Source organism: Acinetobacter gandensis (assembly GCF_001678755.1).
Classification (GTDB): Bacteria; Pseudomonadota; Gammaproteobacteria; order Pseudomonadales; family Moraxellaceae; genus Acinetobacter; species Acinetobacter gandensis.
This window is the reverse complement of the sequence record NZ_LZDS01000029.1, coordinates 12,711-37,268: the sequence shown is the minus strand read 5'-3', so window position 1 is coordinate 37,268 and position 24,558 is coordinate 12,711. Positions and strand designations below refer to the sequence as shown.

25 protein-coding genes are annotated in these 24,558 nt (G+C 40.5%); 10 read left to right on the top strand and 15 right to left on the bottom strand.

Annotation, left to right across the window (positions count from 1 at the left end):
* Window positions 1-9 precede the first annotated feature (9 nt).
* The 5 genes from A9J31_RS13735 to betI all read right to left on the bottom strand — a co-directional run bounded on the left by A9J31_RS13735 (window position 10) and on the right by betI (window position 7,361).
* A complete protein-coding gene (locus A9J31_RS13735) occupies window positions 10-1,284 on the bottom strand; it encodes an MFS transporter (RefSeq protein WP_067767138.1) in 1,275 nt (424 codons plus the stop codon).
* 73 nt (window positions 1,285-1,357) lie between these two features.
* Complete coding sequence (gene mqo, locus A9J31_RS13730) at window positions 1,358-2,992, bottom strand: malate dehydrogenase (quinone) (protein ID WP_067767133.1); 1,635 nt, start codon at window positions 2,990-2,992, stop codon at window positions 1,358-1,360.
* Window positions 2,993-3,485: 493 nt separating this feature from the next.
* Window positions 3,486-5,150 (bottom strand): choline dehydrogenase, encoded by a 1,665-nt coding sequence (gene betA / locus A9J31_RS13725; protein ID WP_067767131.1) that lies wholly within the window; start codon window positions 5,148-5,150, stop codon window positions 3,486-3,488.
* A 119-nt stretch (window positions 5,151-5,269) separates the two neighbouring features.
* A complete protein-coding gene (gene betB, locus A9J31_RS13720) occupies window positions 5,270-6,742 on the bottom strand; it encodes a betaine-aldehyde dehydrogenase (protein ID WP_067767129.1) in 1,473 nt (490 codons plus the stop codon).
* A complete protein-coding gene (gene betI, locus A9J31_RS13715) occupies window positions 6,735-7,361 on the bottom strand; it encodes a transcriptional regulator BetI (protein WP_067767126.1) in 627 nt (208 codons plus the stop codon). The genes betB and betI overlap by 8 nt, the downstream gene beginning before the upstream one ends.
* 545 nt (window positions 7,362-7,906) lie before the next feature.
* Here betI and A9J31_RS13710 point away from each other — a divergent pair.
* Window positions 7,907-9,967: a choline transporter gene (locus tag A9J31_RS13710; RefSeq protein ID WP_067767122.1), complete on the top strand. Its 2,061-nt coding sequence runs from the start codon at window positions 7,907-7,909 to the stop codon at window positions 9,965-9,967.
* Window positions 9,968-9,979: 12 nt separating this feature from the next.
* Complete coding sequence (locus tag A9J31_RS13705; protein WP_004981851.1) at window positions 9,980-10,594, top strand: MarC family protein; 615 nt, start codon at window positions 9,980-9,982, stop codon at window positions 10,592-10,594.
* A 54-nt stretch (window positions 10,595-10,648) separates the two neighbouring features.
* Here the strand turns inward: A9J31_RS13705 and A9J31_RS13700 are convergent, their stop codons facing one another.
* The 10 genes from A9J31_RS13700 to A9J31_RS13655 all read right to left on the bottom strand — a co-directional run bounded on the left by A9J31_RS13700 (window position 10,649) and on the right by A9J31_RS13655 (window position 18,604).
* Complete coding sequence (locus A9J31_RS13700; RefSeq protein ID WP_067767119.1) at window positions 10,649-10,951, bottom strand: cyd operon YbgE family protein; 303 nt, start codon at window positions 10,949-10,951, stop codon at window positions 10,649-10,651.
* A 3-nt stretch (window positions 10,952-10,954) separates the two neighbouring features.
* Window positions 10,955-11,056 carry a cytochrome bd-I oxidase subunit CydX gene (cydX, locus tag A9J31_RS13695; protein WP_002120988.1) on the bottom strand — a complete coding sequence of 34 codons (102 nt, stop codon included), beginning with the start codon at window positions 11,054-11,056 and terminating at the stop codon, window positions 10,955-10,957.
* A 24-nt stretch (window positions 11,057-11,080) separates the two neighbouring features.
* A complete protein-coding gene (gene cydB / locus A9J31_RS13690) occupies window positions 11,081-12,226 on the bottom strand; it encodes a cytochrome d ubiquinol oxidase subunit II (protein WP_067767117.1) in 1,146 nt (381 codons plus the stop codon).
* Window positions 12,223-13,809, bottom strand: coding sequence for a cytochrome ubiquinol oxidase subunit I (locus tag A9J31_RS13685; RefSeq protein ID WP_067767114.1), 1,587 nt, complete (start codon window positions 13,807-13,809; stop codon window positions 12,223-12,225). Before A9J31_RS13685 ends, cydB begins: the two co-directional genes overlap by 4 nt.
* Entirely contained in the window at window positions 13,809-14,000 is a 192-nt protein-coding gene (gene cydP / locus A9J31_RS13680) for a cytochrome oxidase putative small subunit CydP (protein WP_067767111.1), read from the bottom strand. Before cydP ends, A9J31_RS13685 begins: the two co-directional genes overlap by 1 nt.
* Window positions 14,001-14,430: 430 nt before the next feature.
* Window positions 14,431-15,510, bottom strand: coding sequence for a porin (locus tag A9J31_RS13675; protein WP_067767108.1), 1,080 nt, complete (start codon window positions 15,508-15,510; stop codon window positions 14,431-14,433).
* A 305-nt stretch (window positions 15,511-15,815) separates the two neighbouring features.
* Window positions 15,816-16,229, bottom strand: a complete 414-nt coding sequence (locus tag A9J31_RS13670; protein ID WP_067767105.1) for an HIT family protein — start codon at window positions 16,227-16,229, stop codon at window positions 15,816-15,818.
* Window positions 16,230-16,261: 32 nt separating this feature from the next.
* Complete coding sequence (locus A9J31_RS13665) at window positions 16,262-16,531, bottom strand: YARHG domain-containing protein (protein ID WP_067767101.1); 270 nt, start codon at window positions 16,529-16,531, stop codon at window positions 16,262-16,264.
* An 87-nt stretch (window positions 16,532-16,618) separates the two neighbouring features.
* Entirely contained in the window at window positions 16,619-17,491 is an 873-nt protein-coding gene (locus tag A9J31_RS13660) for an NAD(P)-dependent oxidoreductase (RefSeq protein ID WP_067767098.1), read from the bottom strand.
* A gap of 9 nt (window positions 17,492-17,500) precedes the next feature.
* On the bottom strand, window positions 17,501-18,604 hold the full coding sequence (locus A9J31_RS13655) for an alpha/beta fold hydrolase (RefSeq protein WP_067767095.1): 1,104 nt from the start codon (window positions 18,602-18,604) through the stop codon (window positions 17,501-17,503).
* A gap of 142 nt (window positions 18,605-18,746) precedes the next feature.
* Here A9J31_RS13655 and A9J31_RS13650 point away from each other — a divergent pair, with 142 nt between their 5' ends.
* The 8 genes from A9J31_RS13650 to A9J31_RS13615 all read left to right on the top strand — a co-directional run bounded on the left by A9J31_RS13650 (window position 18,747) and on the right by A9J31_RS13615 (window position 24,521).
* On the top strand, window positions 18,747-19,934 hold the full coding sequence (locus tag A9J31_RS13650; protein WP_067767092.1) for an O-succinylhomoserine sulfhydrylase: 1,188 nt from the start codon (window positions 18,747-18,749) through the stop codon (window positions 19,932-19,934).
* Window positions 19,935-19,966: 32 nt separating this feature from the next.
* On the top strand, window positions 19,967-20,296 hold the full coding sequence (locus A9J31_RS13645) for a YbaB/EbfC family nucleoid-associated protein (protein WP_067767089.1): 330 nt from the start codon (window positions 19,967-19,969) through the stop codon (window positions 20,294-20,296).
* Between the two features lie 12 nt (window positions 20,297-20,308).
* Window positions 20,309-20,905: a recombination mediator RecR gene (gene recR / locus A9J31_RS13640; RefSeq protein ID WP_067767086.1), complete on the top strand. Its 597-nt coding sequence runs from the start codon at window positions 20,309-20,311 to the stop codon at window positions 20,903-20,905.
* A gap of 199 nt (window positions 20,906-21,104) precedes the next feature.
* Window positions 21,105-22,247: a ribonuclease D gene (locus A9J31_RS13635; protein WP_067767083.1), complete on the top strand. Its 1,143-nt coding sequence runs from the start codon at window positions 21,105-21,107 to the stop codon at window positions 22,245-22,247.
* Window positions 22,248-22,370: 123 nt separating this feature from the next.
* Complete coding sequence (locus A9J31_RS13630; RefSeq protein ID WP_067767594.1) at window positions 22,371-22,679, top strand: YcgL domain-containing protein; 309 nt, start codon at window positions 22,371-22,373, stop codon at window positions 22,677-22,679.
* A 21-nt stretch (window positions 22,680-22,700) separates the two neighbouring features.
* Complete coding sequence (locus A9J31_RS13625; RefSeq protein ID WP_067767080.1) at window positions 22,701-23,084, top strand: hypothetical protein; 384 nt, start codon at window positions 22,701-22,703, stop codon at window positions 23,082-23,084.
* A gap of 21 nt (window positions 23,085-23,105) precedes the next feature.
* On the top strand, window positions 23,106-23,957 hold the full coding sequence (locus tag A9J31_RS13620) for an AAA family ATPase (RefSeq protein ID WP_067767077.1): 852 nt from the start codon (window positions 23,106-23,108) through the stop codon (window positions 23,955-23,957).
* 9 nt (window positions 23,958-23,966) lie between these two features.
* Window positions 23,967-24,521, top strand: a complete 555-nt coding sequence (locus A9J31_RS13615) for a hypothetical protein (RefSeq protein ID WP_150922981.1) — start codon at window positions 23,967-23,969, stop codon at window positions 24,519-24,521.
* The last annotated feature ends 37 nt before the right edge of the window (window positions 24,522-24,558 follow it).

Sequence of the window (24,558 nt, the reverse complement as noted above, 5' to 3'; positions counted from 1 at the left end):
CTTAACATGCTATTCGATTTTTGTGACGGTGACATGTTTTTGTTGTGTTGGAGATGGATTGAGTAAATGTCGCGTACGAGTAGAGCTTAGACCACAGATTATTAAACACAGCGTCCCGCCAATAAGTACTGCTGGCACTACCGAAAAATAGCGCGTCATCAGGCTCATGTGTAGGGCACCGAGTTGATTACCTGAAGTCACTAAGATGCCATTTAAAGCGGCTACACGTCCTAATAGTGCTTTTGGGGGGAGTTGCTGTAATAAAGTTTGTCGAATGATCATGCTGATGCTATCAAAGGCGCCAATCAAAACAAGGAAGAAGACTGAGAGCCAAACATGGGGGGATAGTGCAAAGGCCAAAGTGCACAAAGCAATTGCAAAACTACTATAGAGCATGTTTCTCCATGCATTTTTCATCGGAGAATAACAGGTCAACATCAACATCATGATACAGGCGCCAATGGCTGGGGCTGCTCTGAGTATACCTAAGCCTTCAACGCCTAGATGAAGGATATCGTGTGCAAAAATAGGCAGTAAGATAATGACACTACAAAAAAGCATAGCGCTGAGATCCAGCAACATACTCCAAAACATCAGTGGATGTTTAAAGATAAATAAATAGGCCTCTTTTAAGCTTTTGCTTAAATGCTGTTTATGCGTGCTAGGGAAGTCACGAGCACTTAATCCGAACAAGCAGATGCTACCCACGCAACACAAGAAAAAAACAATCAAGAGGGTTTTTTCAAGCCCAAGTTGGCCGAGTAAAAGTCCTGCGCATAAGGGCGCTAAAATGCCGCCTATTTGCCAAATGAGGGCAGTCCATGTGGCTGCATTGCTATAGGCTGACTCTGGGGTTAGAAAAGGGCGTAATGAATTAAAAGATGGGCTGTAAATACCTCTAAGTATGCCTAAGCAAAAGATGAGGCTATAAATGCCGCATAAAAGTGTATATTGTTGAATGTGCTGTTGTTGGTACTGAGAAAAAAGAACAATAAACAATAAGGGAATTAGTGTGCTACAGCTAAAACTCCACTGCACAATTTTTTGTCGGTTATAGCGGTCAGCCCAGTCGCCACTAATCAGGGAGAGGCAAATAAAGGGGAGCAACTCAATTAAGGCAATCATGCCAAGGCTGAGTGGATTCTGAGTAAGTTGGTAGACGCTATAGGCAATGACGACTTCTTGAATCATGATGGCTAGAATTAAGCACAACTGATTGACACTCAGAAGTGAAAAATCACGTGAACGAAAAGCCAAAAATGCGTCGGAATGGAAAAGCGACATAAACAGAATAGTTTCAAATATGAATTAAAAAAAGGATGGCGCAAAGTCCATCCTTTTTAGGGTTTAAAGCAGATTACTGTGCTTTTGCTACCGCAACAGTTTCGTCATTTGCAGCCTTAGCCATAGGTGTATATTTCAAACCCAAAGTTGTGCTGGTGTATTGGCGAACTTGGTCAAGAAGAACAGGATTGGTGCTGAGTTCTTGTTGGTACGATTTTACAATTTCATGTAATTTCGGATTCCATTTACCTTCTACTTGTTGTGGGAATGCTTTCTCAAGCAAGCTCAACATAATGTAAGGAGAGGTCGAAGCACCTGGTGAAGCACCTAATAGGGCAGTCACAGCACCGTCTTGAGATGCAAAAATCTCGGTACCAAATTGTAAGCTTGCAGGTTTGCCTGGTTCTTTCTTAATGATTTGAACACGTTGACCACCTTGATTCATGCGCCAGTCTTCTGGTTTTGCATCAGGGTAGTATTTTTTCAACTCATTAAAACGGTCGGCATCGGTCATCATTACTTGGCTCACCAAGTATTTCACCAAATCAAGATTTTCCATACCCACAGCAGTCATTGGTAAAACGTTGTTCTTAGTGGTTGATTTCAATAAATCAAGCTGAGAACCTTGTTTTAAGAACTTGTTTGAATAAGTCGCAAATGGGCCAAACAACACATATTTTTTACCGTCGATATAACGTGTATCAATATGTGGAACAGACATTGGAGGTGCGCCTAATTCAGCACGGCCATAAACTTTTGCAGTATGACCTTCAGTGACTTTCGGGTTGTCGGTCATTAAGAACACGCCACCTACAGGGAAGCCAGCATATTGCTTCGCTTCTGGTAAGCCTGTCATTTGTAAAAGTTTAACTGCTGCACCGCCTGCACCAATGAAGACAAAGCGCGTTTTCACGTGATCTGTTTTACCTGTAGTGAGGTTTTTAAATGCAACCGTCCACGTTTTATCATCGTTTTGGCTAATGCCAGTCACTTCAGTCGATGTTTGTAGTTTGAAGTTAGATTGTTTTTTAAGGTGATCGACCAATTGAGTGGTGATCGAACCATAGTTCACATCCGAACCTACATCCATGCGTGTTGCAGCTACTTTCTGTGCAGCATCACGGCCATTCATTACCAATGGTGCCCATTGTTTAATTTCAGCAGGATTCTCAGAGAATTTCATGCCATAGAACATTGGGTTTTTAACCATTGCAGCATAACGTTTTTCTAGGAAATTCACGTTATCGCCCCAAACGAAGGCAATGTGCGGCACAGGATTGATAAAGCTATTTGGTTGACCCAAAACACCTTCTTTCACCTGATAAGACCAGAACTGTTTTGCAACTTCAAATTGTTCCGCAACGTTCACAGCTTTAGAAATGTCCATTTTTCCATCTTTTTCAGAGGTATAGTTCATTTCCATAAAGCCAGAGTGGCCTGTACCAGCATTGTTGAAGCCGTTTGAGCTTTCTTGGGCAACATTGTCTAGGCGTTCATACATGCGAATTTGCCAGTTTGGCTCAAGCTCGCTTAGATATGTGCCTAAAGTTGCACTCATGATCCCACCGCCCACTAAGACTGCGTCAACAACAGGCTCATTGCTGGTGGTTTGAATTTTTTTAGACGTGATAGGTCTAAATAAGAAAATTACGACTGCAATCATAAGCAGTACGATTAATACCAAAAGGTATTTTAAAAATTTGTTCATGCGATTATGACCTTGGGGGGCAGGTTTTGGATCGCTTTATAGCGAAGAGAAAATAACAATTATGGTGATAGAGGTGCTTGTAAAAAATTAGCTTGGCAGAATTGAAGTAATACTTAAAATCTCAAGTAGCCAAAGCTTAACTTTTTAAGCTATCACGCATCTTGACTTATGGGTATTTTAGACTAAATATGTATTGACTTAGTAATTTTTATTGTAAATGGTTTGGGTTGAATTATAAATATCAGTGATGTTTGTTTTTAGCTCTTGTTTTTATTGGGTTTTATTTAGGTGTAATTTCTGTATTTAAAATACAGACGTTGAATATCTATACAAGAGCATAATCTTTTTAACGTTTAAATGTAGTAAGTTGAGATGGAAAGTAAGTCCTAAAGATAAAGCAAGTTGTGATTATGGTGTTTTAGAAAATATGAATAATTGCCTGACCTAATTATTCTAAAGTTGAATAAAAGGTCAGGTTTTACACCATTAAGAGTTATGCGATTTCGGTGCGGTAAAATGGAGCAGTTGAACGTGGTAAAGCTTGATGACCACGTATTTGATCCGCGATTTTCTCAGCCATCATAATGGTGGTAGCATTTAAGTTACCTGTGATAATCAGCGGCATAATCGATGCATCCACCACACGTAAACTTTGCAGGCCATGCACGCGACCTTGTCCATCAACTACCGCCATATCATCTTCACCCATTTTACAACTACAGGATGGATGATAAGCCGTTTCAGCATGATTACGCACAAATTCGTCTAATTCAGCATCGCTACTCACATCTTTTCCAGGGCTAATTTCTTCGCCACGGTAAGGATCAAGCGCAGGTTGCTGCATGATTTCGCGGGTGATTCGAATCGCGTCACGAAATTCCTGCCAGTCTTGTTCGGTCGACATGTAGTTAAATAAAATACTTGGATGGTCGAAAGGGTTTTTAGATGTCACATGTACTCGACCGCGTGAAGGTGAACGCATCGAACCGACATGGGCTTGGAAGCCATGCTCTTTGACAGCATTGCTACCATTATAGTTAATTGCAACAGGCAAAAAGTGATATTGAATATTTGGCCAAGCAAACTCTTTGGAGGATCTAATAAAGCCGCCTGCTTCAAACTGGTTGCTTGCTCCAATCCCAGTACCGTTAAATAGCCACTCTGCACCAATCGCAGGTTGATTTTGCCATTTTAAAGCAGGGTAGAGAGAAACAGGTTGCTTACACTTATATTGTAAGTACATTTCTAAATGGTCTTGCAGGTTTTCACCGACACCCGGTAAGTCATGCACCACTGGAATGTCGAGAGACTGAAGTAAAGTACTTGAACCCACACCCGAGCGTTGCAAAATTTGCGGTGATGCAATCGCTCCAGCACAGAGTAGAACTTCCTTATCGGCATAGACCTGAAGCAAGTTGTTTTGATTAGCACCTTGAATATATTCAACTCCAATCGCTTGTTTGCCATTGAACAAAATTTGATTGGTCATGGCGTGGGTAATAATGGTTAGATTCGTTCGACCTTTGGCCATATCTAAATAGCCACGTGCAGTGCTTGAGCGTCGGCCTTTGGGGGTTACGGTTCGATCCATTGGGCCGAAACCTTCTTGTTGATAACCATTTAAGTCATCAGTGCGTGGATAGCCTGCTTGCACACCCGCTTCGACCATGGCGTGGAATAAAACATTGTTGTCTGCTTTAGGCGTGGCGACAGAAACAGGGCCAGCATCGCCATGATAGTCATTGCCACCGATATCACGGGTTTCTGCTTTTTTGTAGTAAGGCAGACAGTCGGCATAGCTCCAATTTTCAAGGCCTTTCAAGCTAGCCCATTGTTCTAAGTCCATGGCATTACCACGGATATAGCACATGCCATTAATGAGGGACGAACCGCCTAAGCCTTTGCCGCGACCACATTCCATGCGGCGGTTATTCATATGGGGTTCTGGGTCGGTTAAATATGCCCAATTATAACGACGACCTTGCAAGGGATAGGCTAAGGCAGCAGGCATCTGAGTACGGAAGTCGAGACGATAATCAGGTCCGCCTGCTTCGAGTAAGAGCACGGAAACATCGGGGTCTTCAGTTAAGCGAGCAGCCAGTACATTACCTGCTGAACCTGCGCCAATAATAATATAATCGTAGTGTTGAGAATGCATAATGATCCTTTTTCTATGGCAGGACCACGTTGCATGAGAACGTGGCCACATGTTGAGTTGAGGATGAAAAAAATAATAAATAAAAGGAAGTAAGGATTTAGATGGCTAAAATTCAGACTTTAAAAAATACTTTGGTATGCGCCCAGTTCAACTTGAACTGATTTGATGCGGGTATAGTGTTCAAGTGTGGTGATACCATTTTCACGTCCAACGCCTGACTGTTTATAACCACCTACAGGCATTTCAGCAGGGGATTCGCCCCATGTATTGATCCAACAAATACCTGCCTCAAGCTGATGAATAATGCGATGTGCTTGGGAAATATCTTGTGTGACCACACCTGCGGCTAAACCATAACTGGTGTTGTTGGCACGTTGAATAGCTTCTTCAATACTGTCATAGCTTAAAATGCTCATGACTGGACCAAAGATTTCATCTTGCACAATGTGCATGTCGTCATGACAGTCGGTGAACACGGTCGGTAAAACATATGCGCCCTGAGCAAGTGCTGCTTCAGTGCCACGTTGTCCACCAATCAATAAAGTCGCACCTTGTTGTTTGCCCGACTCAATATAAGACAAGACTTTTTCCATGTGCGGAAAGCTGACTAAAGGTCCAAAGTTGGTTTCAGCCTGCATCGGGTCACCTATGCGGATACGTTTGACACGCTCAATTACTGCCTGTTCAAATGCTGCCTTGAGGGTTTGTGGTACAAATACACGGGTGCCATTAGTACACACTTGGCCTGAACTAAAGAAGTTCGCCATCACTGCAATGTCGGCTGCGCGTTCAAGGTCGGCATCGGCACAAATAATGAGAGGTGATTTGCCACCGAGCTCCATGGTGACTTCTTTGAGACTAGAAGCCGCAGCACTGGCCATGACCTTTTTACCCGTTGCCACACCACCTGTGAACGAAATTTTTTGAATGTCGGGGTGTTCAGTCAACCATTGACCCACTTCAGCACCAAAACCTTGTACCACGTTGAAAACACCAGCAGGTACGCCTGCTTCAGTGTAGATCTCTGCCAACTTTAAGGCGGTAAGAGGGGTCACTTCGCTGGGTTTAAAAATCATGGCATTCCCCGCAGCGAGGGCAGGAGCTGATTTCCAAAGTGCAATTTGGATGGGATAATTCCAAGCGCCAATCCCTGCCACCACACCTAAAGGTTCACGGCGCGTGTAGAAAAAACTACTTTCACGTAGCGGCACTTGTTCACCTTGAATGGCCGTTGCAAGTCCTGCGTAGTACTCTAAAACGTCTGCACCAGTGACAATATCGACGGTAGAGGTTTCACTGAACGCTTTCCCTGTATCCAGTGTTTCTAGGCGTGCTAATTCGTCATTACGAGCGCGTAAAATATCGACTGCACGACGTAAAATACGGGCACGTTCGACCGCTGTTTTGGCAGCCCATTCACGCTGTCCTTGTACAGCACTTTGTACGGCTGAATCGACATCAGCTTTAGAGGCTTGCTGAATAGTGGCAATGACCTGACCTGTAGCAGGATTGATACTGTCAAAGGTTTGACCACTGGTAGCACTGAAATATTGTCCGTGAATATAAAGCGAGTGAAGCTGTACATTATTCATTTTGTTGTTCCTGCCGTATCTGTTGAATTAAGCGAAGTTGCATATCGACATAGTCGTATGCAATAGAACGTGCCAAATCACGATCAAATGCTTGATGACCACTTAAACTTCCACGTAACCATAAGCCATCAATCAGTGCTGCTAGCCCTTTAGCGGCTTGGCTTGCTTGGGCCTTTGGCATGAGCTGCAAGAAATGAAACTTCAAATTTGAATACAGACGTTGGTCATTAATTCGTTGCAGTCGACCTAAGTCGGGTAGGTGCATACTGGCAGACCAAAAATCCAGCCAAACCCGCATAGCAGTGTTGTTGACCTGGCTGATGTCAAAGTTGGCATCAATAATGGCTTTGAGCGAATGTTCTGGACTGGGCTGTGCCACATTTGCCTTATAGCTTGCCGTAGTCTTGGCTAAGACATTGAGCATTTGGCGCATGCAACTGTGAATAAGGCCTTGTTTATCGCCAAAATAATGACTCACAATGCCCGTAGAAAGCTGTGCTTTTTTCGCAATTTGAGCAATAGTGGTGTTGGATAAGCCCACTTCATAAATGACTGCATAGGCAGCATTAATGATTTCTTCACGGCGCTCATGCTCAGGTTTTACTCTACGTTTATTCATGACAATCCAGAACAATTTGCCTTAAATTTAAAGGCGTTAGATTCAATAACTTACATGGAAAGCATCATAGCATTTTTTTATGATACTTTTTATTGATTGAACGTTCAATCAATAAAAAGTACACTTATGGTTATATTCAAAGCAAAATACTGCTAAATTGCTTTGTATATTCCACATAACTGTTTATTTATCAAAAGGATGTGTCATAAGGTTTAATCTCAGGACATCTTTCAGAAAAGTGAGCTGATGAGCTATAGGCTTACGGTTTTATACTTTTCTCGAGTTGAGAAAGCTCTTATAGTCATGTTGAAGGGAGACATGTGTAAGATTCCTATCAAAATATCGATGAACAAGGGTGGCTCACATTTTAAAACTGTGTAGCAAATGTACCGCATAAATGATTTAGACCTTCAGGTTTAAAGAAGATAGCGTTTTTATTCCTGATAAAAATACTGTCGTTTTCGTTAGTCGATTTTTAAGCTCTCGACCACGAGAAGTTTAAAAATTGGCTTTTGTCTTTTTTTATTTACTTTCTTGAGGATTGTATGGCGACAGATAATCCAAGAGCAGTTGATGATCAAACATTAGCGCCTAAAGACCGTTTAAATGGTGTGGTCTTTTATATTTCAGCTCTCATTATTTTAATTTTTTCTATTACCACCATTTTGTTTAATGACTTTGCTAACCGAACCTTGAATACGGTTTTGGCGTGGGTAAGTTCAACTTTTAGTTGGTATTACTTACTCGCAGCGACCTTGTATATGGTCTTTGTCATTTTTATTGCCTGTTCTCGCTACGGCAACATTAAATTAGGCCCCAAACATTCCAAGCCAGAATTTAGCCTTTTAAGCTGGTCTGCAATGTTGTTCTCAGCTGGGATAGGCATCGATTTGATGTTTTTCTCGGTAGCGGAGCCTTTATCCCACTATATGCATCCACCTGTGGGTGAGGGGCAGACCCTAGAAGCTGCACGTCAAGGCATGGTGTGGACCCTGTTTCACTATGGTCTAACGGGATGGTGTATGTATGCCTTGATTGGCATGGCATTAGGGTATTTTAGTTATCGCTATAACTTACCACTGACCATTCGCTCTGCTTTATATCCAATCTTTGGCAATAAGATTCATGGGCCGATCGGTCATAGTGTTGATACCGCTGCGGTCATTGGGACTATTTTTGGTATTGCGACAACCTGCGGGATTGGGGTAGTACAGCTGAACTATGGCTTACATGTGTTGTTCGATTTACCTGAAAACCTCTGGATGCAAACCGCATTAATTGTGGTTGCGGTGGCAATGACGATTATTTCAGTGACTTCAGGGGTGAATAAGGGACTGCGAGTTCTCTCTGAGATCAATATTTATGTTTCTGTCGGGTTGATGCTATTTATTTTGTTTTTAGGCAATACCGAGTTTTTACTGAATGCTTTTGTGCAAAATATTGGGGATTACATTAACCGTTTTCCAAGTATGACTTTGGAGAGTTTTGCCTTTCAACAACCGAAAGAATGGATGAACAGTTGGACATTATTCTTTTGGGCATGGTGGGTGGCTTGGTCACCATTTGTAGGTTTGTTTTTAGCACGTATTTCACGTGGTCGAACCATTCGTGAGTTTGTTAGTGGAACTCTCATTATTCCTCTGTTTTTCACACTTACGTGGTTATCAATTTTTGGAAATAGTGCACTACATAGTGTGATTTTTGATGGTAATTTAGCCCTTGCACAAAGTGTCATTGCCAACCCAGCACATGGTTTTTATGACTTGCTAGCACAGTATCCATGGTTTCCGTTTATTGCAGGTGTAGCCACAATTACTGGTTTACTATTTTATGTGACCTCAGCGGACTCTGGTGCACTGGTATTGGGTAATTTCACCACTCAATTTACCAATGTCGATCATGATGCACCGCGATGGTTGAGCGTGTTCTGGGCAATAGCGATTGGTTTATTGACCCTTGCAATGTTGATGGCTAACGGGATTACGGCACTACAAAATGCCACGATTATTATGGGGTTGCCGTTTAGTTTTGTGATGTTCTTGGTGATGGCAGGTTTGTATAAATCACTGCGGTTAGAAGACTATCGACAAGCCAGTAGCAGCTTAAATGCCGCACCCGTGGTGGGCAATGTCGACATCCTCAACTGGAAAAAGCGTTTGTCCCGAGTCATGCACCATCCAGGAACAACTGATACTCGGCGTATGCTCGATGACATCTGCCGACCTGCGGTAATGGCCGTTGCAGAAGAAATGCAAAAACGAGGTATCGACATCAGTGTTCAAGAAAGTGCGCTAGAAGAAGACCCAAATCTGTATCATTTAGATTTGATGATTCATTTGGAAGAAGAGCAAAACTTTGTCTATCAAATTTGGCCAGTGCGTTATATCGCGCCGACCTTTAGTGAGCGTGGCAAACTGGGTAAACGCTTCTATTACCGTCTTGAAACTTATTTGTATGAAGGTTCTCAAGGCAACGACTTAGTCGGGTACACCAAAGAGCAAGTGATTAATGATGTGCTGGATCGTTATGAACGTCACATGACCTTCTTACACATCAATCGAATCAGTCCGGGGAATCGTCCCTTATTTCCAGACCCTCAAGGATAATTAGGAGGAACCATGTTGACCTCATATTTACATGCTTTTGCTTTGTTTTTCTCATTGCTGAATCCGTTTTTAATGAGTATTTACATGATTGGCATGATTCGGAACTCCGAAGCTAAAGTGTTTAATAAGGCCTTGATTCAGGGCTGTCTCATTGCTTTTATAGTATTTATGCTGTTCGCATGGGGTGGGGAAGCGATTTTTAGTAAATATTTAAATGTACGCTTTGAAGCCTTTCAAATATTTGGTGGTCTGATCTTCTTGGTGATTGGTTATCGCTACGTGTTTCAGGGAGCAGATACCATTGGTGAAATGCGTGGTGCGCCTGAGCATTTGGCAGGAACTATTGCCATGCCTTTTATGATTGGTCCAGGAACCATCAGTGCTGCTGTGGTGACCGGTATGGCACTGCCAATCAGCGGCGCGGCCATGATTATTTTCCTGACTTTGGCGTTGACCTGTGGCTTGATGATTTTAATGAAATTTGCGCATGACCATTTGCGTTACAAGCATGCCAAATATATTGACCGTTATGTTGATATTGTGGGGCGACTGTCGGCCTTACTGATTGGGACTATTGCGGTAGATATGATTATTAATGGGATTATTGGTGTCATGGCTGAAATGTAGAATCCAAGAAAAACGAACCATAAAAAAGCCCTCAGTCAATGAGGGCTTTTTTATTTAACTGAAGAACCAAGTGTAATAACCCCAGATCATCAGTGGCCACGATAGAAACGGGCTAAACAGCCATTTCCAAAACCAATGGTGTGGTGTAAAGCCAACACCATGGACAAAACCACCAGAAATACCAATCATGATGAACATTAGTGCACGATGACTATATCCACCTTGATCGTCCAGCATTGCAGCTGGATGTACAAGTAACACGGCTGCCAAAGGAAAAGCCAATAGGCAGGAAATGACCATTGCAAACTTATTTGGTTTTTTTTCTACACGAGGTTTTTCGATTGCAGCTTCAGTCATTTGTTATTCCTCATCTAGATCTTGATGATGTTCAATATACAAGGCACTGAGTACGCCAGCAAAGCAGGCCATCAAAATACCGAGAATCCAAGCAAAATACCACATTGTTTTATCTCCTTAGACACAGCCTTAGTAGAGGCTGTGTGAATTCTCTTCAATATGTTTGTTAGTGACCACGCCCCACATTTTGTAATAACACCAAGTGGTGTAACACAAAATAAGTGGTACGAAAATACATGCAGCAACTGTCATTACAGTCAGCGTATTTTTACTTGATACCGCATCCCACATAGTCAAACTTACAGTTGGATTAAGGCTTGAAGGCATTAGGAAAGGGAATAGTGCAAAACCAGCAGTTAGAATCGCACCTGTTACTGCTAGGCTTGAACCAAGGAAACTAAAACCAGCTTTGCCTTTACCAGCGGCAAGGATGACTATTAAAGCGCCCAAAATTGCCATGATTGGAGCAATCATCGTAATTGGATATGTGCTGTAGTTGTTCATCCAACCCGGATTAGCATTAGTAATGACTTCTTTGGCTAATGGGTTAGCAACGCCATTGGTATCAAAAGGTTGAACCAAAGTGTAACCTTGAATGTTGCCGAAGTATAACCAAGCCCCTGCTAACAAGAAGCAAACCAAGAAAACGATACCCATAATTTGAGTCGCTTTAGCAGAACGTGCACGTAAGTCGCCATCTGTACGTAGCATGAGCCATGCACCACCGTGCGCGCAAAGCATAGATAAACTTACAATACCGCATACCAAGGCAAATGGATTAAGTAGCGCGAAAAAGCTACCTGTATAAGTTGAGCGTACAGTTTCATCTAGTGTAAAAGGAACACCGAGGAACATATTACCAAAAGCTACACCGAATACTAATGCAGGAACAGCGCCACCTACAGCTAGGCCCCAGTCCCAAGAGTTACGCCATTTGGTGTTCTCAAGTTTAGAACGGTAGTCGAAGCCAACTGGGCGTAAGAACAGGGCAAATAAAACCAGTAATAGTGCCCAATACATGCCTGAGAATGCTGTTGCATAAACCATAGGCCATGCAGCAAATAACGCACCACCTGCAGTAATGAACCAAACTTGGTTACCGTCCCAATGTGGGGCAATCGTATTGATTGCCGCACGACGTTCTTCGTCTTTTTTACCTACGAATGGCATGATTGCCATTGAACCCATATCGAAGCCATCTGTAAGGGCAAAGCCAATGAGTAGTACACCCACAAGCACCCACCAGATTATTTTGAGTAATTCATATTCGATCATGCTTGTGACTCCTCAGTTGCCTTTTTCGCAGCTTCAAGTTTTTCAAAATGGTATTTACCAGTGTGAAGTGAGCTTGGGCCAAGACGTGAGAATTTGATCATTAAATACATTTCAATGATAAGAAGTACAGTATAGAACGCGGCCAATGCAAGGATTGAACCCCATACATCACCAGTGCTTAAGCTAGAAGCTGAAAGGTGAGTTGGTAGGACTTCACCAATAGTCCATGGTTGACGGCCAACTTCAGCAACATACCAACCTGTTTGAGCAGCAATCCAAGGGAGTGGAAGTGCAAACAAGGCAAATTTCAATAACCATGGTTTGTTTTCAGCATTGCGTTTACCTACAGCAAATGTTGCAAGTACGAATAACAGTAGCATCAAGAAGCCAGAAGCAACCATTGCACGGAATGCCCAGAACAAACTTGGAACGTGCGGAATAGTGTCTTTCGCAGCGGCTTTAATTTGCTCATCAGATGCATCAACTACGTTGTCAGTGTATTTCTTAAGCAATAAGCCGTAGCCCAAATCTTTTTGTGATTCAGCAAATGCAGCTTTTAATTCAGGAGAGGTATCACCTGCACGAAGTTTTTCTAGCTGAGAGTATGCAACCATACCGTTACGAATACGTTCTTCATGTTGAACGATCAGGTCTTTAATACCTGTCACTTCTTTGGTTGTTGAACGTGTTGCAATGATACCCATCACATAAGGAATTTTGATGGCATAATCTGTAGACATAGTTTCTTTGTTTGGAATACCAAATAAAGTAAACGGTGCTGGTGCAGGGTGAGTATCCCATTCTGCTTCAATTGCAGCGAGTTTTGTTTTTTGAACGTCGCCAATTTCGTAACCAGATTCGTCACCCAGTAAAATTACTGAAAGTGTAGACGCTAAACCAAAGATTGCAGCGATGGCGAAAGAGCGACGCGCAAATGGTAAATCACGTTTTTTCAGTAAGTAGTAACTTGAAATAGCAAGTACGAAAATTGCGCCAGTTACATAGCCCGCAGAAACGGTATGGACAAATTTAACCTGAGCAACAGGGTTGAAAATGAGTGCACCAAAGTCCACCATTTCCATACGCATGGTTTCATAGTTAAATGCAGAACCAACAGGGTTTTGCATCCAGCCGTTTGCAACCAAAATCCATAAGGCTGACATATTTGAACCGAGTGCTACTAGCCAAGTCACAGCCAAGTGCTGAACTTTAGATAACCGATCCCAGCCGAAGAAGAATAAACCAATAAAAGTTGATTCGAGGAAGAATGCCATTAAACCTTCAATGGCCAATGGAGCACCGAATATATCACCGACATAGTGTGAGTAATATGCCCAGTTAGTACCGAACTGAAATTCCATGGTCAAACCGGTAGTAACACCTAATGCGAAGTTAATACCGAAGAGTTTTCCCCAGAATTTAGTCATGTCTTTATAAATTTCTTTACCTGAAATCACATACGTGGTTTCCATAATGGCAAGAATAAAAGCCAGACCTAAAGTCAGTGGAACAAAAATAAAGTGATACATCGCGGTCATTGCAAATTGGAACCGCGAAAGATCGACCACGCTTTCAGAAATCATCAACGTGTCTCCTTGATTTGAGAAGGACTGCCAGCAATATGCTCGGCAACTTGATTGTCAAAATTTTTGGGAATAGTTGGGGCGTCGAACCAGATGTTCTTAATGATCATTAAAATAATCACTTTTATTATTAGTATTGCGGTTATTTCTTTGACCACGCGACGATTTAAATCTTTGAATGCTAAGCTCATTAAATAAAGCCTATTTTTTAAACTTAGCTATATTATTAACAAAACGAAACAAAAATGAAATAGCTAGAACAGTTAAAATAAAAATATATTATTAAATTAATAAAAAACAATAATTTATATTGTTAGTTAGTTAAAAAATAAACTAAAATGAGAGTAATAATACTTGAGTAAAACAGTTGTATTTATAGAATTTAATTCTGACTATTTTGCTTATATTTAATATATTTTAATTCCGACTAAAATGCTTTGTTTAATATTATCTTAACAATATATTGTTTTGTAAGTTGTTATATTGAATATTTCAGCAAAACATCATTGAATGATAAAGCTCACTAAATAATTAAAAAAATTGAATTGTGTCTCAAAAAAATAGAGTCCAAAAAAAAGACATACCGTAGTATGTCTTTACTGTTTTACATTTTGATCATGCTTAGAAATCGTAACGCATACCAACTGATAGAGTAGTCGCATTTTCATCAGCTACACCACTGATGCTGTTACCAAAGCTGCGACCTTCTTTCCAAGGATTCAGCTTAGAGTTTTTGTCGTTAATCACAGTGGCTAAGTTACCGTATACACGTAAAGTGCTGTCTAACTTATGTTCAACGCCCACACCGATCAAGCTTGCATTTGCGTCATCAGCGTCGACATCACGGTAGAAGTATTCACCGCGTACAGATGTTTTAGGCGTAAGTTTGTATTCACCAGCTAGGCCAAATACTTGAGCGTCTGGATTGGCCGTATCATTATCATGCTTTGCCATTTGGTATAGCGCACCAAGATTAAATTCTTCAGTCAGTTTATATGCACCAGCGATACGGAATGCATCACGGCTTGCACCACCAGCTGCGTTTGCAGCATTTTCGTCATATTTTTCATATGCTGCTGCAAAGTCAATTGGGCCTTCTTTATAAGTTAATGCAAGATCATAAGCTTTGTTATCATCTACGCCTTCACCGTTTGCGTCTTTATCAATTTGAGTGCCTGAGTGCATTGACATTGCTGCAAGGACATTGAAGCCACCACCAAATTTTGGTGATTTATATTCAATGGTATTTTCATTACGTTCATCAAATTTAAGGTTGCCCACACGTGTTACGTTACGTACATCACCAACCATGTCACCGAAGAAGTTGACAGGGCTACGTGCAACTTTAAATGGGCTGTCAAAGCGACCTACACGTGCTTGACCATAAGTAGCGCTTTTTAAACCAACGAATGTGTCACGTGTTGAAAAATCTACGCCTTTAGAATCAGCGCTACCACTTGCAAAGTTAACTTCTTGCTCAATTTGTGCAAATACGTTTAAGTCATCATTAATTTTTTGATCGACTTTGAAACCCAAACGTGAAGCATTCGAAGAAAGGCCAAATTCGTTGTAATCTTTACCATCATCTAGGTAGTCTAGTGAAACATGTGCACGGCCATAAACTTTAACGTCAGCTGCTGTTGCCATCACTGGTGTAAGAATTGTTGCCCCGATTGCTAATGCACATAGAGTTTTTTTCATTTGAAGCTCCATAAGACTTTTTTAGTCATATCAATATGTTTTATCAGTAGCTTGGCTAAAATGATTTGCTATCTAATGGCGCTAAGTATTCATTACAAATAAGACAGTTCGATTAAGGAAATATTTCAAAATGGTGAAAGTTGATTTAAGGATGTGTTGGAGATGTATATAAATAAAGTATTAATTATTAATGTCTTATATCTATTTGGGGTGAGCATTTTGGTCGTTTGAGAAAAAGTATAATTTGCAGGCATTAAAAATGGAGCCGAAGCTCCATTTATGACAACTAAAAATTCAGTTGAATTTTAAAGTGCGGCTTTAATTTTTTCGCCTATTGCTTTGATTTGTTCCATGTCACCCATTTTTGCAGCATGCTTGCCCAATTCGTGTACTGAAGTTGGAATCAGATGGAAGTGTACATGCGGCACTGTTTGACCTGCAGCTGCACCAGACAATTGCATTAAAACAATGCCTTTGACATCCAATGCTTTTTCAATTGCTTTCGCAACTTTTTGTACAATTTGGATGGTATATGCAGCAGCCTCTGGATCTAGGTCGAGTAGGGTAACAGCAGGAGTTTTTGGAATGACTAGGGTATGACCTTCAGCCTGAGGCATTACATCCATAAAAGCGAGTACTTGCTCATCTTCATAGACTTTAAATGCTGGAAGTTCGCCACGTAAAATACGTGCGAAAATGTTTTGATCATCATAAGCCATTGCTAAATTCCTTAAGCTAAATTAAGTCGTAATTATTTACAGCTCAATTCTTTCTGACGTTCTTTGATTGCGTCAAGTCGTTGTTGCTCTTTTTCTGAAAATTTAGGCTTAGTTGTGTAGCAATTGTCATTGCCGAACTTCGCTTTCGCATCAGGATCTTTAAAGCAGAAACCTTTTGAAGCATAAATCACATCATGGTCATTTTTTAACTTCTGGCATTCTTGCTCTGAAGCAAGTACAGCAGTTGAAGCCCCGATTAGCGTTACAGCACCTAGCAAAGTTGCAAGGGTAAATTTGTTCATGAGAGTTTCCTCAGTCATTTGTAACAATGTGTGTTTGACACTAGAGTACAATATTATGGTTATTTATCTTTATTCAATGGCGAGATATTACTCAATTGTAATTTTACTCCATTTTTCATACATAGTTACGGCAGTGGAAAAGTCACTATTTTCTTCAGATAAATCACTGGCTGCCTGTATTAGATTCTGTGTTAATGATAACACGGGTGCGGACAGTTTTGCTTGGCGAACAAGATCAACTGCAATGCCAGTATCTTTTGCAAGTAACGGAAGTGCAAAGGTTAATGGAAATTGACGATTTAATATACGTTGCGGTAAAACGGTTTCCGTGACCATGCTTTTGCCACTTGATGCATTAATACAATCTAAGGCTTCATTGAGATTAACGCCATGTGCTTTGAGTGTAGTAAAGCCTTCTGCAACTGCACAAAGATTTACAGCCATTAACATGTTGTTTACAGCTTTAACAGCGAATCCTGCACCAGATGCCCCTACATGTTTAATCAATTTTCCAAAGCACTGCATTGCTGGAAGTGCACGTTCAAAAGCTTTTATATCACCACCGACCATTACAGTAAGTGTGCCATTTTCTGCACCAATGGTTTGACCACTGACAGGTGCATCTAAAAAATCTACGCCTTGTGATTTAACAATTTGAGCAAGCTTTTGTGCTGATTCAGGCACACCGCTGGTACAATCTACCCAAATAGAGCCAGCTTTAAGTTGAACACTTGCAATTAGATTATCGACATCTTGGCTGGTCGGTAGACATGAAAAAATAACATCGGCTTGAGTGGCTTGTTCTAGTGAGACCGCTTGTGTGCCGAAGTCTGATGCATGCTGTTCTGCTTTAGCAAAATTACGATTCCATACGTAGACAGTATCAAATTGCTTTGGCAAGTGCGCTGCCATTCGATAACCCATTGCACCTAAGCCGATAAATGCTACTGACTGAATCATAATTACCCTCTAAATATTGTCTTTCACTAAACTTGATCGTTGTTCTAACCATGTGGTCATTTCAGGCCAGAAAATATTCGCGCTTTTAGAACTCGACATTAAACCAAGATGACCACCGGGAATCAGAGTAAACGTGACATCATGACTATTTGTCAATTCGCTTAAAGGCTTTGCTGCATCTGCTGTCACAATCTGATCGGTTTTACCGGCACCAATAAGTAAAGAGCAATTGATATTTTTAAGTTCAATTTTTTGTTCTTTTAACTGAATTACTCCAGTCTTTAGTGGATTTTGCAGCCAGACATTAAACACCATGTCCTGATTAATACCGCCAGGATAGTCGATCATGTGGTTGAGAAAGTTGCCCATGGTTGCGTGTTCATATAAATCATGCACATTGTCTAAATTAGATAAAAATTGCTTTTGGCTCTTAAACCATCCGACAGGGTCCACAATTTTAAAGCCGAGCGCATTGACTAGGCCTGGTGTATGCAGAAAATGCTTCGGAATTTTACCTGTATAAAAGGTGTCTTGAAGTCGTTTATTACGCGAAATGATTTGATTGGTCTTTTTAAATAAAGTACCAATTTTACCCGAAGCATAACTGTCTATTGGTGCACCCATCACCATCAGGTTTTTGACATGTTCAGGTTGGTGAAGTGCAGTATAAAGTGTGACAAAAACGCCTGCCATGCTCCAACCATGTAAAGAAATATAACGGCTATTGGAATGTTCACAGATTTGATCAATACAATAGGGTATGACATCGTCAATAAAAGACATAAAGTTTAAGAATCGATCCTGATAGCTGAGTTTGCCCCATTCCAAAAGGTAGACATCAAATCCACTATGCTGAAAATGTTTAACAAGTGAACGATAAGGATACAGGTCATAAATTGACATATTTATGGCAAGTGGTGCGACAAAAACCAAAGGTTCTTTAAACTTACGTTCTGGTGAGGCGTAATATCGAACTTTGGCATGTTTATATTCGGTAATGACTTCAAAAGGCGTGGATTGTGAAAGTATGAGCGATTTAGCATTAAATACCCGAGTAGACAGGTGCTTAAATTTTTTCTGCTGCGTCATAAATTTTTGTTTGAATGGGTGCATAACTGTCAATTGCCTGAGTCCTTGTAGGATTGATCGAAGTCTAAGCGATATTTGCGTATTATTCCTTGACCTTAAATAGCTTAGACGCTCAAAATATTGGCAATTCTTCACAAAAGGCAGTCCCAGAGACTGAGTAATGCAGATGAGCCAACAAGACGACATCGAATATCAATTAGAAACGCTTGCGATTCGTACAGGTCATACTCGTACTTTTGAGGGTGAGCATAGTGAGCCAATTTTCCTGACTTCATCTTTTGTTTGTGAAAGCGCCGCAGACGCAGCCGCAAAATTTTCAGGTCAAATTGAAGGCAATACTTATTCACGCTATACCAACCCGACTGTTCAAGCGTTTGAAAAACGTTTAGCTGTTTTAGATGGTGCTGAGGCAGCCGTTGCCACAAGTTCGGGTATGGCAGGTGTACATGCGATTACTTTGGCCTATTTAAAGTCTGGTGACCATGTTGTTTGTTCACGTGCAGTCTTTGGTTCAATCATTTCTCTATTTGAAAAATATGTCATCAAATTTGGTGTAGACGTTACATTTGTAGATTTAGAAGATTTAGATGCTTGGAAACAAGCAATCAAACCGAATACGCGCCTTTTATTTATTGAAACACCATCAAATCCATTAGCGCAAGTAGGCGACCTACAAGCGATTGCTGATATTGCACATGCACATGGTGCTTTTTTTGCAGTAGATAACACGTTCTGTACACCTGTATTACAACAGCCAATTAAATTTGGTGCAGATCTCGTGATTTACTCATCAACCAAATATATTGATGGTCAAGGTCGTGCTTTAGGTGGTGCGGTCGTGGGGAGTGCAAAATTAATGGAAGAAATTACTGGTGTAATTCGTACACTTGGTAATTCTATGAGTCCATTTAATGCATGGATCTTCTTAAAAGGCTTAGAAACACTCAGTCTACGTATGAAAGCACATTGCGAAAGTGCACAAGTTTTGGCTGAATGGTTGGATGCACATCCAAAAGTTGAAAAAGTATATTATGCAGGTCTTCCAAATCATGAAGGTCATGCTTTGGCGAAAAAGCAACAAAAAGGTTTCGGCGGTGTCGTATCATTTGTTGTAAAAGGTGAGCGTGAAGGTGCTTGGACTGTAATTGATAATACTAAATTCCTTTCAATTACAAGTAACTTGGGCGATGTGAAATCAACCATTACACACCCAGCAACGACATCACATGGTCGTATGTCAGCAGAAGTGAAGAAAGTTGCAGGTATTAGCGAAGGTTTAATTCGCGTATCTGTTGGTTTGGAAGATATTAATGATATTATTCGCGATATTTCACGCGGTTTAGATCTTATCTAAACTCAATTAGTCAGTTTTGTTCGGAGATTTTTATGAACATTAATATGCTCATGCAGCAAGCTCAGCGCATGCAAAAAGAAGCTGAAAGCAACATTAAAAAAGCCAAGGAACAGCTTGCACAAGTCGAAGTTCATGCTGAAGCAGGTGGTGGCCTGGTGAAAGTAACGATGACTGCACGTCATGTCGTTAAACGTATCGAAATCAACCCTGAATTACTTCAAGATGATGCTGATATGATTGAAGACTTAATTGCAGCAGCAATGAATGATGCTTCTCGTCAAGCTGAAGCGGTGGCAGAAGAAAAAATGAAATCTGCAAATTCAGGTATGGGTCTACCACCAGGTCTAGCTGGTCTATTCTAAGGAAATATCCCAATGTTTAGTGATCGTTTTGATCAACTTGTACAGGCATTGCGGATTTTGCCAAGCGTTGGGCCGAAATCGGCTCAGCGTATGGCACTCCACTTAATCATGAAAAATAGAGAGGGGGCAATTGGTCTAGCGCATGCATTGACTGAAGCTACGAACTATATTCATGAGTGTTCAATCTGTCATTCGTTGACTGAAGATGAAGTATGTAATATTTGTTTATCTACAGAGCGAGATGAGCAATTATTATGTGTAGTTGAGTCACCAGCAGATGTCATGGCAATTGAACAAAGTGGAAGCTTTAGAGGGAAATATCATGTCCTTGGCGGGCATCTATCACCACTCGATGGTATTGGGCCAGATGAAATTGGTATTCCACACTTGGTACATCGTTTAAGTGATGGAAAGGTTCAGGAAGTCATTTTGGCGACAAATGCCACGGTAGAAGGTCAGGCAACAGCACATTATCTTGTTGAAGCAACCAAGCATTTACCAGTGCAAATGACACGTATTGCGCAAGGTGTACCACAAGGCGGTGAGTTAGAATATGTTGATAGCCATACACTCAGTCAGGCTGTACACAACCGCATGAGAATGAAATAAAGGTAGAGCGAAATTCGTTTCGCTTTTCTTAAATTATTTAATTGGTTATAGTTTATAACGATAACAGAAAAACGAATTATTTTATAAAAAACCGATATAACGGAAATAAATACTCAAAATTTAATCAACCCTTATAGAAAAATATTATATATCGGTTAAGATAAGCTCAAAGAGCATCTAATATTAGACTCAGCAATTTATGTATCAATTTATTCAAAAGCAAACGGACTTAGATACAGTTCTAAATCTGATGAACCAGAACTCAATTTATGGACTCGATACCGAGTTTATTAAAGTTGATACCTTGTGGCCAAAACTGGGACTTTTTCAAATCAATGTGCAAAATCAGGTGTATTTACTTGATGGTACAACCCTTGATTTGACTCAGTTTTGGGACAAATTGTTTAACGCACAGCAAAATATTTTTCACGCATGCAGTGAAGATATTGATTTGATCTATCATTATGCACAGAACAAGTCTTTGCAAAATGTATTTGATACTCAAGTTGGAATGTCATTCCTAGGACATGGTTTGCAAGTGAGTTATCAAAATGCGCTTAAAACCATGCTCAATGTTGATATTGATAAAGATCAAACACGCTCTGATTGGTTAGCTCGACCACTAACACCTGAACAAATGATGTATGCAGCGAATGATGTGCATTATTTAATGAATTTGAGTCAAAATATCCAAAAAGATTTGGCTGAAAAAAGTTTATTAACTTGTGTACTTGAAGACTGTAAAAATTTAACGCATGAAATTGGTACAGAAACACCAATCCATCAGCTTTATCATGATATTGGTAATTATCGCCATTCGCGTCGTCAGCTTATGCAAATTCAGCATTTAGCGGTATGGCGTGAGCAAATGGTGAAGGCGTTAAATCAGCCGCGTAGTTTTATTTTAAAAAATTCAACTATTATTGATATGGTCGAAAAGAATCCGCGTAATAATTTTCAGTTGAGTTCAATTAAAGACATTCGTGCCAATATCGTGCGCGAACATGGCAAGACTATTTTGGATTTATTGAAGTTCTTGCCTGAGCAAGCAGAATGGCCATTACGTATGGCACGTCCTATTCGTCACTCTTCGCAGGATATCGGTGCTCGTGTAGATGAAGTGATTCAGCAGGCTGTGCATGAAACCACTGTTCCGAAAGAAGTGCTGATGCGTAAAAAATGGCTAAATGCTTTGTATCAACACGTGGTCTTTCACAATGATGAACAAGATTTGCCAAACTATTTATTGGGCTGGCGTTATGATTTGTTAACTAAGCCTTTAATAGAGGTATTACATGCAGATGAAACGTATCTATCACGTCAAATGAAGGTGATGGAATAGGGTAGATTGATTAAAGAACTATCACTTATACAAATTCACGACTGATGCGTTAATAAACACTAATGTATCAGTCTTTTTTTTGATGTATCCTTTGCCTTGCGATTTATGAGTATTGATTCAATTATGTTCTGTTCTATCTACAAATCGAGCAAAAAAGATGAAATGTATCTTTACGTTGCTCGCCCTGAAGTGAAAGAAAACGAAGCTGAAGCTGCCGATCCGTTAGATGTATTGTCTGAAGCGTTACGTAAGGCTTTTGGCCGTGCGACATTTGTTATGGATTTAGAGTTGACTGAGTCTCGTAAACTTGCACGTGTTAATGTGTTGCATGTTATGGACTCAATTGAAACCAAAGGCTTCTTTATTCAAGTGCCGCCTGAAGGTTTAATCGATCCAAACGCAGTAGCTCCAGAAGGCTTGCGTGGTGCATAACAATAATTCAGGAGTTGTGAAATGAATGGTGTAGTAACTGTATTGGACTCAATTCCTGAAAGCAGCATTGCAATCACGGTATACCTTGGGGGAGCGTTGATTGCATTGTTGTGTTGGTATGGGCTCATGAAGCGCGTACCTAAGCCATTTGGTGCAATAGGTTGGTTATTGGTATTTGCTATTTTATTAACACCAACTGTTTCTGCTGGAACCAATGCTTCAATTGCACCGGCTATTTTTGGTTTGATTTTTGGTGTGTTGACGAAAGATCAGCCATTAGTTTGGTCAAATTTATCTCTGATTATGTTTGTGGTTGGTATTGGCTTGGTGATTGGTTATTTCTGGTCACGATATGCTGCTACAAAGCCTACACAGGTTGTAAAAAAGAAAACTTCACCGCTTTAAATAAAAAAATAAGGTTATGTCATGTCTGTTGAAATGCAACAATTTACTGGTACAGCGCAATACATCGCTACAGATAGCTTAAAACTGGCTGTAAAAGCTGCTCGTTCACTTCAAAAGCCGCTCCTTGTTAAAGGTGAGCCTGGCACGGGTAAGACCCTGTTGGCTGAACAAGTAGCTGAAAGCTTGGGCCTTAAACTGATTACATGGCATATCAAATCAACCACGAAAGCACAGCAAGGTCTGTATGAGTATGATGCTGTTTCACGTTTACGTGATAGCCAACTTGGTGACGACCGTGTTTATGATATTAAAAACTATATTAAGCCGGGTAAGCTTTGGGAAGCGTTTACTAGCGAAGAACGCTGTGTCTTATTGATTGATGAAATTGATAAAGCAGACATTGAGTTTCCTAACGACTTATTGCATGAGCTCGACAAAATGTCGTTCTATGTCTATGAAACTGGCGAAACAATCACAGCGGCACAGCGTCCAATTGTGATTATTACTTCGAATAATGAAAAAGAATTACCAGATGCTTTTTTACGTCGTTGTTTCTTTCATTATATTGAATTCCCTGATGAAGCGACCATGCGTGAAATCATCGATGTACATTTTGATAATATTTCAAACACATTGGTATCTGAAGCATTACAAGTGTTCTTTAAGTTACGCCAAATTCCAGGCCTGAAAAAACCACCTTCAACGTCTGAGTTGATTGATTGGTTAAGTTTATTGATGGCAGATGATATGCCAGAAGATATTTTACGTAACACTGATAAATCAAAATCAATTCCACCGTTGTATGGTGCGTTGATTAAAAACGAGCAAGATGTGCAATTGCTTGAACGTTTAGCATTTATGTCACGTCGCTAAGTTGCATATTTGAAATTTAAAGCCGGTTTGTCCGGCTTTTCTTTTGTATGTATTAAGGCTACAGGTCTGTATTTTATGTTTAAGTTTTCAAAGATGAAATTTCATGTGCTGTTTACAATGGCGCTGATAATAAATTTAAGCTGCATTTCTGTACAAATTTCAGCAATGGATGCGGAAACATTTCAACAAACACATGATCAATTGATAAAAGATGGCTATTGGGCACAAGTGGCCGAAAAACAATTAGAAGAAAAGCTAATGGGGCAAGCTGAGAATGAAATAGTTCAACAGGCGATCCAATCTAAGCAATGTATCTCGAAGTATTATGAGCTGCAATTTTATGATTTTATACTAACGAATTTTAAAGAATATCAGCAATACCGCCGAGAAATGGGTTTTACGCGGGAAGTGGATGTGCAAAAGCTGAAACAGGAGCATGCCGACATCAACCATAAATTCGTTGCGCTTCAGCAAACTTTAATCGGTACAGCTTTTCCTTGTCATTTACCTCTAGAAACTCAAAATCTCAATAATGTCAGCTCGAATGATATGAATAGGCAGTGAAAGCTTTTCGCTTTACTTGCTAGGTGCAATTTTTCAT